Source organism: Alkalibacterium putridalgicola, from assembly GCF_900109825.1.
Taxonomy (GTDB): Bacteria; Bacillota; Bacilli; order Lactobacillales; family Carnobacteriaceae_A; genus Alkalibacterium; species Alkalibacterium putridalgicola.
Genome location: NZ_FOBL01000004.1, coordinates 36787 through 52656, shown reverse-complemented (window position 1 = coordinate 52656; position 15870 = coordinate 36787). Strand labels below are relative to the sequence as shown.

Genomic DNA, 15870 nt, shown 5'->3' with positions numbered 1-15870 from the left:
CCTCTTACTTTAATCACTTTTTGGATTTATCTTCCTTTTTAGACTTTTCGAGTTCATCAACTTTATCTATATCGAATTTTTCATAGTCTTCCGGTCTGCTTTCATCTTGTGCAAAATCTTCATCATCTTTTTTGGGTAAGCCTGAATCTTTTTTCGTATCCTCATCTTTTGGATCAGGCTTGCTTGTTATAGGGTGTGTAGTGCTTTGCATTGGATCATTCTGCATAATTTTTCCTCCTTTACTTCATTTTTTTAACGGCTGTTTCTTCCACTTCAAGCATCTTTTCATAACGTTTCATGAAGGCTGAAAAATTTCCCTTGCCCTTTTCTGTCGGATCCAGACTGGAAGCTTCCTGACTGCTGAATACTTTCTCTGTGAGATACGTTTCCAGTGACTCATCTGCCCCTTTGTTGACCATGTAGGAAGCCAATAGCGCCATGCCCCATGGTCCGCCTTCGCCAGCACTTTCCATAACTGATACAGAAACGTCCAGAGCATCTGCCATCAATTGCTGACCTACCTCTTTCGTCTTGAAGAAGCCGCCATGACCAAGAAGCTGGTCCACAGACACATCTTCTTTTTTCGTCAGGATATCCATGCCGATTTTCAAAGTCGCTAGTGCAGAGTAGATATGCGTACGCATGAAATTAGCTAGGTTCAGGTTACTGTCCGGCATCTGCAGGAACAGCGGGCGCCCTTCTTCAAAACCGGTGATCGGTTCGCCGGAATAGTAGTTGATGCTCATCAACTGACCGTTGTCATCATCTGCTTCCATCGCTTTATTGAATAACGTGGTAAAGAGTTTTTCAGATGTTACGTCAAGACTTAACGAATCAACGAGTTCTTTAAACAAACGGGCCCAGGTATTGATATCAGTCGTAAAGTTATTGCAGTGCACCATCGCAGTCGGTTTACCTGCAGGAGTCGTCACCATATCGATTTCAGTGTAATAGTCGTTCAAAGCTTCTTCCAGCACGATCATGGAGAAGACTGATGTCCCAGCAGATACGTTACCTGTTCTTTCTGCGACACTATTCGTCGCTGCCATCCCTGTTCCGGCATCACCTTCAGGTGGGCATAACAGACTAGCAGGGTTCAGATCACCAGAAGGATCCAGTAACTTAGCGCCTTCTGCAGTCAGCTGACCGGCTGATTCGCCAGCCGTCAGGACTTTAGGAAATACATCTAAAAGTTTCCAGTCTTTGTCATAACTTGCGGTTTTTTCTTCGAACTGCTGAACGCGTTTTTCGTCAAACTGACCGGTCTCGCTGTCTATAGGAAACATGCCTGAGGCTTCGCCTACACCAAGGACTTTTTCACCTGTCAGTTTCCAGTGCACATAGCCAGCTAAAGTCGTGACGAAATCGATGTCTTTGACGTGGTCTTCATTATTCAGCATCGCCTGGTAAAGGTGGGAAATGCTCCAGCGCTGCGGGATATTGAATGCAAACAGTTCAGTCAGCTGGCTCGCAGCTTCTTCTGTCGTAGTATTTCTCCAGGTTCTAAACGGAACTAAAAGGCTTTCATTTTTATCAAAAGCCAAATAACCATGCATCATGCCCGAAAATCCGATCGCATCGATCTCGCTCAGCGGTTCCCCATATGACTCTTTATAAGCCTCTGCCAGTTCTTTATAAGCAGCCTGCAGGCCGGACCATACCTCATCGATACCGTATGTCCAGAAGCCGTCGATCAGGTGGTTTTCCCATTCATGGGCACCACTGACCAAGGGCTCATAACGATCATCGATCAATACTGCTTTGATCCGGGTCGAGCCGAATTCGATACCTAGTACTTTTTTTCCTTGGATATTCTTTTCTGTTGCCATACTCTCATCCTTTGCTTCAACATAGTAGATACTAGAAATGGGAGATGCTCTCATGAACATCTCCTATTTCTGATAGATTTCTATTAATCGATAACGACTGTTTCCAAATCGACCATTTGAGCCCAGTCCAGAATAACTTCAGGATCCAGTGCCAAAGTCGCAACTGTATGATGCCCGCCGCCTGCTTCGATCCATTTCTTGATGCTGGTCTTGAAGTCAGGATTTGGTTTCCAGATCACACGTGCCACAGGAAGGTTTGGTGCTTCTTCTTCCGGCGTCACAGCTTCAAATGTATTCACCATGAGTCTGTAGTGAGTGCCTAGGTCTAGCATGGAGATTGTGAAGCCTTCGCCTGCTTTGCCGTCAAAGACGAGACGAGCGGGATCTTCTTTGTCACCGATACCTAGTGGATTCACAACAACACGCGGCTTGGTTTCTGCAAAGGTCGGGTCCACTTCAAGCATATGTGACTGAACGATATACTCGTTGCCTTTAGCCATATTGTATGTGTAGTCTTCCATAAAGCCTGTTGATTCGTTGTTTGCCATAACTTTAACTAAGCGGTCCAAAGCAGCTGTTTTCCAGTCACCTTCGCCGGCAAAGCCGTAGCCCTCAGCATTCAGACGCTGAACTGCCATACCAGGGAGCTGTTTCATGCCATGCAGGTCTTCGAAGTTCGTCGTAAAGGCTGTATAGCCGCCCTCTTCAAGGAAGCGACGCAGACCGATCTCGATCTTGATTTGTTCTTTCACGTGCGCTTCATAAAAGTCAGCTTCGTTGTCGCCAGGTGTCATGTCGTAAAGATCCTGACACTCATCATAAGTAGACTGGATGTCTTCATCAGACACTTTGTCCATTTCAGCAACGAGATCTCCGATACCAAAGTAATCAACAGTCCAGCCGAACTGAATCGCAGCTTCCACTTTGTCGCCTTCTGTAACAGCAACGTTACGCATGTTGTCACCGAAACGGGCGACCTTGATGTTTTGCGATTCAGCATAGCCAACAGCTGAAAGCATCCAGTTGTTCATTTCTTTATGAACCTCTTCGTCCTGATAATGTCCTACGACAACTTTATTTTTGATATTCAAACGTGCGTTGATGAAGCCATATTCTCTATCCCCGTGTGCACTCTGGTTCAGGTTCATGAAGTCCATATCGATCGTTTCCCAAGGGATCTCTTTATTGAACTGAGTGGATAGGTGCAGAAGCGGCTTTTGTAGAAGCTTCGTTCCAGGGATCCACATTTTAGCTGGTGAGAAGGTATGCATCCATGTGATCACACCGGCCACTTCATCCTGATAGTTGACATCTTTCATGACATTTTTGATTTCATCAGCGGTCGTTACAAGCGCTTTAAATTTGATCGGGAATGAGAAGTTCCCTTCGTCATTCAACGCATCAACGATCTCCTTAGCATGACTTTCGACTTCATTCAGTGCTTCCGGTCCGTATAAATGCTGACTTCCAACGACAAACCAGAATTCTCTTTTTTGACTCGTTAACATATAAGCACATCCTAATCTTCTAAATTTTTATTGTCCGTAATAAGCGTTTTCACCATGTTTTCTTAAGTAATGCTTGTCTAAAAGCGTCTGATCCATGCGAACCGACTCACCTTTCAGCTGCATCCCGTGGTACGTCATCTGAGCGACCTGCTCCAGGACAACTGAATTATAGACGGCATTCGCCGGATCCGTTCCCCACGTGAAAGGTCCATGGTCGTTTACTAAAACACCTGGGATCTGGTTCGGCTCGATGTTGCGTTCTTTGAAGGTCTCAACGATGACTGAGCCTGTTTCTTTTTCGTATTCTGTCTCGATCTCAGCCTGTTTCATAGCTCGAGTGACCGGGATATCTCCATAAAAGTAATCGGCATGGGTCGTCCCAGCTGCAGGTAGATCAACACCCGCTTGAGCAAAACTGACTGCCCATGGTGAGTGAGTATGGACAACTCCTCCGATATCTTTAAAGTTTTTATAAAGTTCAATGTGTGTAGCCGTATCGCTCGATGGTTTGAGATCTCCTTCAACCAAATTGCCGTCGAAATCGACCACCACCATATTTTCTGGTGACAGCTCATCGTAATCCACACCGCTTGGTTTGATCACGACAAGTTCTTTTTCACGGTCTACACCACTCACGTTGCCCCAGGTAAAGACGACCAGTCCATGTTTAGGTAAAGCCATATTAGCTTCGTAAACGTCTTGCTTTAATTTTTCAAGCACTGAACATTCTCCTCTTGATAGATTACATATCCTCTTTATGTAACTGTTTTCATTCCAATTTAAGTTTACCTTAAAGGTACGTACATGTCAATCGGTAACTTGCATATTTCAATACAAAAAAAGCACTTAAAATTATAAGTGCTTGGTGGAATTCCGGACAACCAGTTCCGGTTCGAATATGATCGATTTATTGCTTTTTTTACCTTCGACAGCATCAACGATCCATTTTGCTGCAGCCCGCCCGAGTTCTTCTTTTGGATGATTGACAGATGTCAGCTTGACCGTTGGTAATAATGTACTATAGAAACTGTTGTCATGACTCACAATAGAAAAATCATCTGGACAGCTTTTCCCTGCTGCATGAATATCATGTATCAATGTCACAGCTATTTCGTCGTTATAAGCTACAAATGCAGTCGGGATATCATCAGAATTTAAAAGAGGACGAATTTTATCAGATATAAAAGGTTTGCTCTCAGTATCATATCTCAAAATATGTTCACTGTTAAAAGACAAGCCTGCCTGCTGCAAAGCTTTTATATACCCCTTCAGACGGTTTTTCCCCTGCAGGTCATCCGCTTTTATGATCATACCGATTTTTGTGTGTCCCAATTCTATCAGGTGATTTGTTGCCAGCATCCCCGCTTTTATATCATCAAGTGCGATCACAGGCAAATCCAATTCATCATAACCGGCATTCAGCATCACCAGTGGTGTATGTTTTTCAGCTAGACTTAAATAGTAATTCAAGTTCGGGTTCATCAGATTACTTTTTGTAGGCTCGACGATCAGTCCATCAACATTTTGGGCGATCATATTTTCCAGGTTTGACCGTTCATTATTCACATTGTTGCGTGTACTCGAGAGCATCAGAGAATAATCATGTTTGGACAGTTCCTCTTCGATCCCTCTTATTATTGAAGGAAAGATATAATCCGAAAGATAAGTGGTAATGACGCCTATCTTCTTTTTACCGTTCGGCTTTATCTGCGTTTTGTATTGATCACTCACAAATGTCCCTGATCCCTGCTGCTTAAGAAGATATCCATCATTGACCAGTTCTGCAATAGCCTGACGGATCGTATGTCGGCTGACTTGATACTTGGCTCTTAGTTCAGCTTCCGAAGGTATCTTGGTTCCTAAAACGTAATCTTCCTTTTCTATTGCCTTTTTTATATCATTTTTTATGACGATGTACTTAGCCGGCTTATTCATATCTACAAATTCCTCACAATTAAAATTCATTTCCTATTTTTGATAAGGGTTACATACAGTTTACCTAATTATCTGTATAAAGACAATTTGAAATAAAAAAACCGAAATCAATTATCGATAAAGAGGGAATGATAATGATTTCGGTTTTAAAATGGGATCACCTGTTGATACTAACTCTTATCTTTATTCTACTTCTTCCAGTGTTTCCTGGAATTCCTGATATGCTTCATTCACTAGTTCGAGATAGCCTTCAACATTCTGATTTTCCAAATCAGCAATGAATTCGTCCCATCTGTCCAGTGAATATTGTCCAGTAATAAATCTCAGTGTATACTGATCAACAGTGTCTTTTAAAGGTGTTGACAGGAGTGCCGCTTGTTCTTGATCTGCTTGTGACATTGGGTAAGGCGGATCCTCAGCAATAAATTCTCTTTCAGCGTTCATTGTCTGCTGATATTCGAGTTCTTGTTCATCCATGATGGACTGGCGAATTTCTGCGTTTCCTGCAAAAGCAAAGGCTACGTTACCAAATCCATAATCTTCCTGAAGATCTTCATCAGCCCCGCTGTTCATCGTTTCGAAGCTAATATTATCTAGCGGTCTGAATCCTCCAGCAACTTCATCTGTTTTTTCGTAAGTTTCTCCTTCAATACCCCACTGAGCAAATTCATTTCCTTCATCACTGTAGTATAACCAGTCAATGTACTGCAAGACTGCCAGGAAATCGTCTCTCTCAGCAACAGCGGAGTTAAGCATAATACCGCTCACCAATCGAGCCCCACTCACTTTAGGTCCAGCTGGGCCTTCTAGCATCGGCATTCTGACGAATTCGTACTCACCTTCGCCATGAAGATCTCTTAAACCTTCATTTACTGAAGCCATTGTTCCTGCTTGTCCTGAACTTACAAATGATTCGAGATTAACCAGTTGCTTCTCAGTCGTTTCTCCATCTTGAGTAAAGGCTTCTGGATTTAATAGACCATCTTCAACTAATCCCGCATAGTACTCGACCATGTCTCTGTACCCTTGCTGCATTGGTCCGTATATAAATTCATCATTTTCTTCGTCATACATTGTTCCATCGCCGAATCCCCAGCCTCCTACTGTATCAAAGGATGGACCTGCAAAACTAAACATCGAATCGCCTTGCCACCACAGCGTCATAGGTGTTTCTCCAGTTTCGTCTCTTAGTACTTCAAGTGCCGATCTCAATTCTTCCCAAGACTGTGGTTCTTCTATACCGTATTCATCAAAAACGGTCTTATTATATTTCATACTAAAGTCAAAGTGGACATCTTCATTCAGACCGGGCAGAACATAATATTTGCCATCTAAATAACGCAGATTGTCAACTTGACCATGCAAATCCCATTCATCAAGACGTTTCTGGTAGTGCGGCATCAGATGCACATAGTCAGATATGGGAAGAATAGCTCCTGAAGCAACGAACGGATCTTCAACTCCTGGCCAAGAATCCGTAATGATATCTGGCATATCTCCAGCAGCAATTGTTACTGAACGTCTTTCTTCAAAATCAGACAGCGGCACGCTGGTTACATCAAACGTCACATTGTGCTCTTCTTCCAGTACATTGAAGAATTCCCAATCCGGATCATAGGGATAAGCTGTAAGATCTCGGTAGAACAACCCTATTTCTAAAGGTTCAGTAGCAACGAAAGTATCTCCGACTTTGAAGTCTTCCATGGCACCTTTATTTCCGATGTCTTCTGTAGTAATTTCTTCTTCGCTGTCAGTACTTTCAGTTTCAGTACTGCATGCTGCTAAAAGTAACCCGCTGCATAGAGTCGCCATTAAAACAAACTTATTTTTGTTAAATAATTTCAATGTGTCTCCTCCTAAGTTCTGTAATTAAGCAAATCAACTTTAATCAGTAACTTCCTGCTCCTTTCCATTAATTGTTATCGCTTACAAAAATTTTTAAAAAATAACCCGGACAACTTGTCCGTACCTTTCGCTTGAAATAATACTACCATGTATCTTAGGTACGTTCAAGTAGTTTTATAAAAAAAGTTAAGTTCTTTTTTTATCGTTTGAAGTTCTTAGGTTCACTCTTTAATTACTTGGGTTTATCGACAGCATCAATCATTGTAGATAAGTAAATTCACTGAATTTAACAGTTCCGCCCTTCCTCTGAGTCGCGTAATTGAACAGACCATATCGACAGCCGGTGAAAAAGTCGAGTGTGAACGTCAAATGATGTTCGATACCTAGTTTTGTATAGCTTTGATCAGTCTTATAATAAAACTCACACCTGTCTCTGCCCTCTCTAAAATCAGCCGTTAGTTTAAGTTTTACAACTGGTCCAGCGACTTCCACTCGTCCATGTTCGATATCGCCAACATTGTTCTCCGTTTTCCTTGAACGCATAACAACATAATACTTATCTCTTTCCTTTGTGAGAGCAATAACCCCATATGCACTCTGAAAGGCACATAGTCCAGCCACATCCCCCTCTTCAAGTAAACGACCATCCACTCTAACTTCAGCACTGCTGTATGGGTACAACATGCGCTGCGTCAGTGTGTTATGAGCTTGAATCAAACTACATTCTATCGAGGTGTTTCTAAGCTCGAATAAACCTTCTTCAGTGTTGATAGTGTAGCCATTCTCTTGCGGTTCATGATTGAACTGCCAGCAGGGTTTAAGCCCGTATGGTGTGTCATATAATGTCTTGAAGTCATCACCGTCCACAAGCGGTCGGTACGGATGCTTGTCGTTTACACGATCCACATACACTTCTTTCGGAATCTTTTTATTCTTTCCTATCACCGGAAAGTCATTTTCAAAGGACATGGACGTGAGAACAGGTAGACGGCCCACGGCCCCAGTATCCTGAAACATAATTGAATACCAGTCCCCATCCGGCGTATCGACGATACCTCCCTGCGCGACGCCTTGACCCTTTAAACCACGGTCATCGATCAGGATATCTTCGCCTTTAAATTCACCTTCCAGAGAGTTGGACATGAAGCAGGCTTGGACCCGCATCCACTTGTCCGGCTTGGAATGGATCAGAAAAACATAGTAATAGCCATTCAGCTTATAGACATGCGCCCCTTCGTAACCTAGATTCGGGTTGTCTTTTTCGGAAATGATGCAGCGGTCGATGCCATCAGGTTTTGGACCCGAGAGATCGCTGGTCAATTCAGTCAGGTAAATATCCGTATTGCCGTAAACAATATATACCCGATCATCCTCATCAAACAGCAGAGAGGCATCATGATAGAAGCCCCTCACCGTCTGTTTCTTCCATGGACCTTCGATAATGTCAGAAGTATATAGATACGTCTTGTGGGTATCATTGGCTGCGAACAGAATGTAGAAAGTCCCCTTGTGATAGCGGAAGGTTGCCGCCCACATCCCCTGACCGTAGATATTTTTACCGTTTTCCAGTTTCTGACTTTCTGTTCCATCCAGTGAATCAAATACGAATGAGGCGTGTTCCCAGTTGATCAGATCAATGGATCTCAGAATTTCGCATCCCGGGAAGAAATACATGGTCGTAGACACCATGTAGTAGACTTCCCCGACACGAATGACATCGGGATCGGGATAGTCTAAGGGAATGACTGGATTAGTTACTTTGGCTTTTTTCATATCAACACTCCTTTTTTCACAGTAAATATGTGCTTACAATTAGTCTAGAGTGAACGACAACAGACTTGCTCTTCCCCCACCAGCGTATGAAATATATAAAGGATGTACCCCATCAGGAAGTTCTATATCCGTTGTGTAGTCTGTCCAGACGTTGGTAAAGTTAACGGGGATTTTGGCTATAGCTTCGCCGTCCCAGGCTGTTTTGATCTCGAAAGCCCCATTACAGTAGCCGCGGACTTTCAGTGTGATTTTCTTCGTGTCTTTGAAGTCAAAATACTTGAAGCCGGCCGTTGCCGAGTCGGTCATGTTCTGGATATACCCAGGTTCCTTGTCACCGTCCTTACCTTCCTGGGTGATTTTAGGAAACTGGCTGTCCATCCATAAGTCACCGGTATACATTGCTTCATCCTTATGGAAAAGGTTGCAGGCGATATGCGCCGGGTATTCACCTTTGCCACGTAAAGGTCCGCCATTAGGCCCGCACGATGTCATTTCCACTTGAGCGATCTTGCCGTTACTGTCGATGTCGATTTTTTCCAGACACCCCTGTCTGCTGAAGTTGGACCCGTTGGTGTGTCTGTGGTAGAAAATGTACCAGTCATTCTGGATCTGAACGATGCTCCCGTGGTTGTTCCCGCCGTAATACATCGGTTTGTCTGCCGGTTTATAGGTATCGATATGCAGATCGTTGTTACTGATGATCACACCCTGATACACAAACCCTTTAGTCGGATCAGAGCTCGTTGCGTAACATAATTCATGAAAAACGACGGATGAATAAATCAGATAATAGATGTCTCCGACTTTTCTGATCGAAGGGGCTTCAAAGAATTCGTGACCCTCGAACCCGCTTCCCTCGCTGTAATGTTCACTTGGAAGAACGAATGCCGTCTCTTCAACTATAGTAAACATATCCGCATCAAGAACGGTTACCATTGCACCGCTTCTCGATTTATCTTCTTTGGGGCAAAATCCGGTATACAAATATGTTTTATCTCCTTCTGTCATAACACCAGGATCGAATTGCGGTTCGTCTCCTTCTCTTTCCCCCAGACGATTGCCTTCTGCATCTTTGACGTAGCCGTAGAATTTAAACGGTCCAGCAGGTGTATCTGAAACAGCAACAGAAACGATCGGCACTTTATCCAGGACATAATACAGATAATATCTGCCGTCCGGGCCGACCGTGATATCCGGTGCATAGAGACACATGGCTCTGTCCGGATTCAAAGGATCTTCATCTTTAGGGTAGATGACTCCTTCATAACGCCAGTCAGTCAGATCGTCAACGGGGGCCGACCAGCAGACGTAGTCATTCAGACAATAGACATGCCCATTGAAGCGGTCGTGCGAGCCGTATACATACACTCGCTCATCAAACACATAAGGTTCGCCGTCCGGGATATATTCCCATGAAGGCAGATAAGGATTAAAGCCTTGTTTTTTCATTCATATCATCTCCAGCTTTTGTATTTTATTAGAAAAAACTGAAACCTGTTATCATCTTAACTGTGAATGATAAAGATCTCAGTTTTTATACATGCACTCCAGTTTGAACGAACAGCAGGAGTACTTCAAGGACTCCCTTTCGCCGTTCAATTCACTGCACTACAGTTAGAATGTTATTTATAAGAAAGACGAACCATGTTCCAGGACAGCGGCTTGATTTCTCCAGAAACAGCTGCCTCTTCTACCTTGAAGGAGTCGTTGTTTTTGATAGCCATTGCGTCATGATTCTCTTCGGTCGTCAGTTTCGGATCATAGTCTGCCAGTTCCGTGGCTTCGATAAGTGACAATCCTTCAAAATCATCCAGCTTGATGTCAAGCGGCATAGCGTCTTTTTCGGATCGGTTTACTGCAAAAATAACGATTTCCTGTTCGTCTTCATTCCAGATGACTGTTGATTCAACAAAAGGAACATCCTTGAATTCTTTCGAGTCATACGTTGGGCTTTCTGACTGAACGGTCAGAACTTTTCCTCGTCCAAAGTTTGATGCCTGCATGAACGGATAGAACGTCGGCTGCTTCCAGACTTCGCCGTCTTTCACTGTCATGATTGGTGCGATGACATTGACCAATTGAGCCAGGCAGGCGATCTTCACACGGTCGGCATTATTAAGCAGTGTGATGATTCCAAGACCAACAAGCAATGCATCTTCAAAGTTGTAAATGTCTTCTAAAAGCGGCGGTGCAATATCCCAAGGTTCACGCTTAGCATCGGCATCTTTTGAGTGATACCAGACGTTCCATTCATCAAAGGACAGGTTGATTTTCTTGCCAGATCCTTTTTTAGCTTTCACCGCATCACAGATCGAGACGACGTCTTTAATAAAGTGGTCCATTTCTCTAGACTTAGCCAGATAATTAGACAGATCGTTTTCAAAATTTTCCCAATATAGATGAAGAGACAGGAAATCAACGTAGTCGTAGGCATGTTCAAGGACAGTGAATTCCCACTCACCGAATGTCGGCATCTTGCTGCCGGAGCTTCCGCAAAGGACCAGTTCAATAGAGTCATCCACCCACTTCATGGCTTTGGCCGTTTCTGTAGCTAAGCGACCATATTCGTCAGCCGTTTTTGCTCCGATCTGCCAGGGACCGTCCATTTCGTTGCCCAGACACCATGTCTTGATACTGTATGGTTCGTCTCGGCCATTCTCTTTTCTTAAATCACTCCAATATGTACCGCCAGGGTGATTGCAGTATTCCACGATATTCTTTGCCGCATCGACGCCTCTGGTTCCAAGGTTGACAGCCATATTCACTTCCGTTTTGGCCAGTTCGGTCCAGTCCATGAATTCGTGCAGGCCGACTTCATTGGTTTCGACCGATTTCCATGCCAAGTCGAGTCGTTTCGGACGATCTTCTTTCGGTCCGATCCCGTCTTCCCAGTTATAACCGGACACAAAGTTTCCGCCAGGGTATCTGACCAGCGGTACATTCAGTTCATTGATGGCCTCGATGACGTCCTGTCTAAAGCCCTCTTCGTTGGCTGTCGGATGTCCCGGTTCATATATGCCTTCGTAAACAGCTCTACCTAAATGTTCAATAAAGGATCCATAAATTCGTTTGTCGATTGCATCCAATACATTATGTTTACTTGCCTTAACTGAAGCTCTCATTATTTTCCTCCTAAAATTGGTACGTACCTTTGAATTAAGATTAGCACTGTTTAAAAAATAGTGCAACCGTTTTCTGTACTTAACAAGATTTTTTTGTCTGTGAATCGCTTACATAGTACTCTTGTAGACGATATTAGTGATTAGAGTACGTATTCATTGTTACTTAACGCGGATGAGATTAAAATAATAGACATGTTTAGTACTGATAAAGGATGATAAAAATGGATATTCAAATGGTAGACAATAAAGCGAGTGCTAAAAAATATTTGTTCCTCATCACCTGGCCGATTTTCATTGAAGTGTTCCTGCAGATGCTGATGAAGCTTACTGATGTCTTTATGCTGAGTTTTGTTTCAGATGCGGCGGTGGCTGCCGTCGGTGTCGTCAATCAGCTGATGACATTCATGTTCGTGCTCTTTAATTTCACAGCTATGGGTGCAGGTGTGGTGGTGTCCCAGTATGTTGGTGCCAAGCAGCCGGAGTCAGTCAAGAAAACGATCAGTACTGCCCTGGCGATCAATCTGCTTTTCGGTTTGAGCATCAGTCTGTTCGTCGGGTTTAACCGAGCCTTCCTGCTCAACTTATTTTCACTGGAAAAGAATCTCTTTGTCCATGCAAACAACTATACGTCGATCGTCGGTTTCGCTCTCTTCGCGCAGGCCATGATCCTGACTATCTCTTCTATCCTCCAGGCTATGGGCTATACAAAAGATGTCATGAAATCCGTTCTGATCATGAACATCTTGAATGTCTTCGGGAACTATGTGTTCATCTTCGGCGCCCTGGGTTTTCCGCAGCTCGGCGTGACCGGCGTTGCGATATCAACAGCCTCGGTCAGGATCGTCGTTATGCTGGGGATGCTGATTTTGCTGTTCAAAAGGTCGCCGATCAAGATCCCCTTCAAGTCTTTTTTCAAACTGGAAAAGGAATTTATTGAAAAGATCCTGGCTATCGGCGTGCCTTCTGCAGGTGAACACTTATCCTATAATCTCAGTCAAATCGTACTGACCATCATGATCACGACCCTTGGTGCCACGGCGCTAGCTACTCGGGTCTATATCTACAATTTCATGTCTGTTTTAACTGTGTTTTCCATGGCGATCACTAAAGGCACGCAGATCTTCATCGGTCAGCTGGTTGGCGCAAGGAAGCAGGGAGAAGCCTATCACTATATGTTTACGGGTCTGAAAATCGCTCTCTTAATCACTGTGGTCATCGGCAGTTTGTTTGCCGGCTTCGGCAGACAAATCTTCGGTATCTTCAGTTCCAACCCGAGCGTCATTGCCTTAGGTTCTTTGATCCTGGTCCTGGAACTGATTATTCAGCCCGCCCGTACAGGGAACTTAATCATCATCAGTGCCTTAAGAGCAGCCGGAGATGCCAAGTTTCCGGTCCTGATCGGTATAACGGTCATGTGGGGCGTCCTGGTCCCTCTCGGTTATCTCTTCAGTATCCAGTTAGGCTGGGGCCTTCCCGGCATCTGGCTGGCCATGATCATCGATGAATGGATCCGCTCGAGCCTGATGCTGCGCCGGTGGAAAAACAAGCGCTGGCTCGATAAATCCATCGCTCAGGCGAAACTTGAAGCATGCAAATAATTAACGTATATGATTGGATGAACGGACTAAAAGATAGACAATGCTAAATCATAAGTCGAATAACCTGAACTCAAAAGTCTTCACTATTTGAGTTCAGGTTATTTTCTTATATAAAGGCATCTCAGATTTTAAACCTTATCCGAGTCCCTAATATTCACCCTTATAATAGGAACTGAGTAACTACAAAGCATGCGAGTTACTGATATAAGCCCATATAACAGGTACTCGGCAGCCTTGCCATACTGGAGTTCCTTATATCATCAGAGATAACACTAACTCACCAGAAAATTTTAAACTGACTACCTGTTATTCTCCGTGGTAAGCAAAACTCAATCACCCGTAAGCTATTGAGTTGCTATTGTCGGCACTCTCTCTCATTACTGGATTAGATATTAGTCAAACAGACACACAGAACGTTCTTGAATACAAAACAGCATGGAGCCGGAGTCGGTCCCATGCTGTTCCTTTTCAGTTATTTATTCAAGGGAGAATAATTAAACCGTGTTTATTCTGCTGCGTTCTGCAGGATTTCCTGATTCTCTCTGTATGCATTGTTTACGATGTCCATGAACTGATCCACGTTCTGCTGTTCAAGTTCAGCCATGAATTCATCCCAGCGTTCGATGTCGTACTGGCCAGAGATGAATCGGAAGGTGTACTGATCCACTGTATCTTTAAGCGGAGTCGACAGCAATGTAGCCTGTTCCTGGTCGACCGGGCTAAGCGGACGAGCTGGATCTGGAAGGATCACTTCGACTTCTTCGTTCATGCGTGCCTGATATTCGAATTCAGCTTCTTCCATAACGGATTGACGGATGTGTGCCGGACCTGCGTAGGCAAAGGCAGCGTTACCGAATCCGTAGTCTTCCTGCATGTTCTCTTCGCCGTCAACATTGAAGCGTTCGTACTGAATGTTCTCTGTTGGCAGATATCCAGTAACGATCTCATCTGTTTTCTCGAAGGTCACGCCTTCAACACCCCAGTGAGCAAATTCTGTTCCTTCGTCACTGTAATACAGCCAGTCGATGAACTGCAGGATTGCCTGGAAATCGTCGCGTTCTGCCAAGTCTGCATTCAGCATCATACCGCTGTTCGTGTTCCCGCCGCGGAATTTACGGCCGTTCGGTCCTTCAAGAATAGGCATACGGACATATTCATACTCGCCTGCACCGTGTGCTTCAGCTAAGGATTCGTTCACGTCAGTCATCGTTCCGACGTTTCCGGAAGTGACAAATGTTTCAAGGTTGACGATCTTGTTTCTAGCCATTTCGTCGTCCTGCGTCATCGCTTCGATGTCTAATAGTCCCTCTTTAGTCAATTCTGAGAAGTACGTGATCATATCTTTGTAGCCCTGCTGCATTGGTGCATAGACAAACTCATCTTTTTCTTCATCATACATGGCGCCGTCCATGAAGCCCCAGCCGCCGACCGTATCAAATGAACCTGCTGAGAAGTTCAGCGTGGCATTCCCTTGCCACCATAATGTCATCGGTGCTTTGCCCGTTTCGTCTCGCAGGACAGTCAAAGCTTCTTTCAGCTCATCCCACGTTTGAGGCTCTTCTACACCGTATTCATCGAAGACCTGTTTGTTGTACTGCAGGCCGAATTCATACAGGATGTTCTCGTTGATCCCTGGAAGAACATAGTACTTACCGTCCTGGTGTCTCAGGTTTTCGATCTGCTCGTTGACACCGTCCCAGTTTTCAAGGCGAGACTGGTAGTGAGGCATGTATTCGACATAGTCAGAAATCGGCAGCAGGCTTCTCGAAGCAACATAAGGTGTTTCGTGGCCAGCCCAGATATCCGTTGAATAGTCAGGCAAGTCGCCGGCACCCATCGTTACAGACAGACGCTGTTCCCAGTCAGATAAAGGAACACTGACTGTTTCGAAAGTGACATTGTTTTTCTCTTCAAGTTCCTGGAAGAAGAGCCACTCTTTGTCTAAAGGATAAGCTGGCAGATCGCGGTATAGGATCTCAAGTTCCAGCGGTTCTGTCGCTACGAACGTGTCACCGACTTTAAAATCTTCCATGGCGCCTTTTGAACCGATGGCCACTTCTTCAGTTGCTTCGCCAGTTCCTTCTTCAGTTTCCGTGCTTTCAGCATCTTCGCCGCACGCTGCCATGAGTAAAACACCGCTCAAAGTTACACTTGTTAATAAAAATCTTCTTAGGTTATTTTTCACTGTAGATCCTCCATTATATATTGAGTAGTTATTCTGACCCTTGTCAGCATTTCTGTTTGACTTCATTATTATGTA

11 protein-coding genes are annotated in these 15870 nt (G+C 44.2%); 1 reads left to right on the top strand and 10 read right to left on the bottom strand.

From position 1 onward, the window contains the following. Window positions 1-13: 13 nt before the first annotated feature. From BMX84_RS02275 to arfA, 9 genes are all read right to left on the bottom strand, one after another. Window positions 14-226, bottom strand: a complete 213-nt coding sequence (locus BMX84_RS02275; RefSeq protein ID WP_091486834.1) for a hypothetical protein — start codon at window positions 224-226, stop codon at window positions 14-16. 13 nt (window positions 227-239) lie between these two features. Next, window positions 240-1829 (bottom strand): xylulokinase, encoded by a 1590-nt coding sequence (locus tag BMX84_RS02270; RefSeq protein WP_091486917.1) that lies wholly within the window; start codon window positions 1827-1829, stop codon window positions 240-242. A gap of 83 nt (window positions 1830-1912) precedes the next feature. After that, window positions 1913-3337 carry an L-arabinose isomerase gene (araA, locus tag BMX84_RS02265; protein ID WP_091486831.1) on the bottom strand — a complete coding sequence of 475 codons (1425 nt, stop codon included), beginning with the start codon at window positions 3335-3337 and terminating at the stop codon, window positions 1913-1915. Window positions 3338-3364: 27 nt separating this feature from the next. Further along, the gene (locus tag BMX84_RS02260; protein WP_091486828.1) at window positions 3365-4057 is read right to left on the bottom strand and encodes an L-ribulose-5-phosphate 4-epimerase; all 693 of its coding nucleotides are present in this window, start codon (window positions 4055-4057) and stop codon (window positions 3365-3367) included. A 132-nt stretch (window positions 4058-4189) separates the two neighbouring features. Next, a complete protein-coding gene (locus tag BMX84_RS02255) occupies window positions 4190-5272 on the bottom strand; it encodes a GntR family transcriptional regulator (protein ID WP_091486825.1) in 1083 nt (360 codons plus the stop codon). A 183-nt stretch (window positions 5273-5455) separates the two neighbouring features. Further along, window positions 5456-7117 carry an extracellular solute-binding protein gene (locus tag BMX84_RS02250; RefSeq protein ID WP_091486823.1) on the bottom strand — a complete coding sequence of 554 codons (1662 nt, stop codon included), beginning with the start codon at window positions 7115-7117 and terminating at the stop codon, window positions 5456-5458. A gap of 258 nt (window positions 7118-7375) precedes the next feature. After that, entirely contained in the window at window positions 7376-8890 is a 1515-nt protein-coding gene (locus BMX84_RS02245; protein WP_091486820.1) for a glycoside hydrolase family 43 protein, read from the bottom strand. Between the two features lie 39 nt (window positions 8891-8929). Next, window positions 8930-10339 carry a family 43 glycosylhydrolase gene (locus BMX84_RS02240; protein WP_091486818.1) on the bottom strand — a complete coding sequence of 470 codons (1410 nt, stop codon included), beginning with the start codon at window positions 10337-10339 and terminating at the stop codon, window positions 8930-8932. Between the two features lie 173 nt (window positions 10340-10512). Further along, window positions 10513-12012, bottom strand: coding sequence for an arabinosylfuranosidase ArfA (gene arfA, locus BMX84_RS02235; protein ID WP_091486815.1), 1500 nt, complete (start codon window positions 12010-12012; stop codon window positions 10513-10515). Between the two features lie 221 nt (window positions 12013-12233). On the opposite strand from arfA, the gene BMX84_RS02230 reads away from it, so the two are divergent. Next, window positions 12234-13610, top strand: coding sequence for an MATE family efflux transporter (locus BMX84_RS02230; RefSeq protein ID WP_091486813.1), 1377 nt, complete (start codon window positions 12234-12236; stop codon window positions 13608-13610). Between the two features lie 505 nt (window positions 13611-14115). Here the strand turns inward: BMX84_RS02230 and BMX84_RS02225 are convergent. After that, window positions 14116-15795 (bottom strand): extracellular solute-binding protein, encoded by a 1680-nt coding sequence (locus BMX84_RS02225; protein WP_177165432.1) that lies wholly within the window; start codon window positions 15793-15795, stop codon window positions 14116-14118. Window positions 15796-15870: the final 75 nt, after the last annotated feature.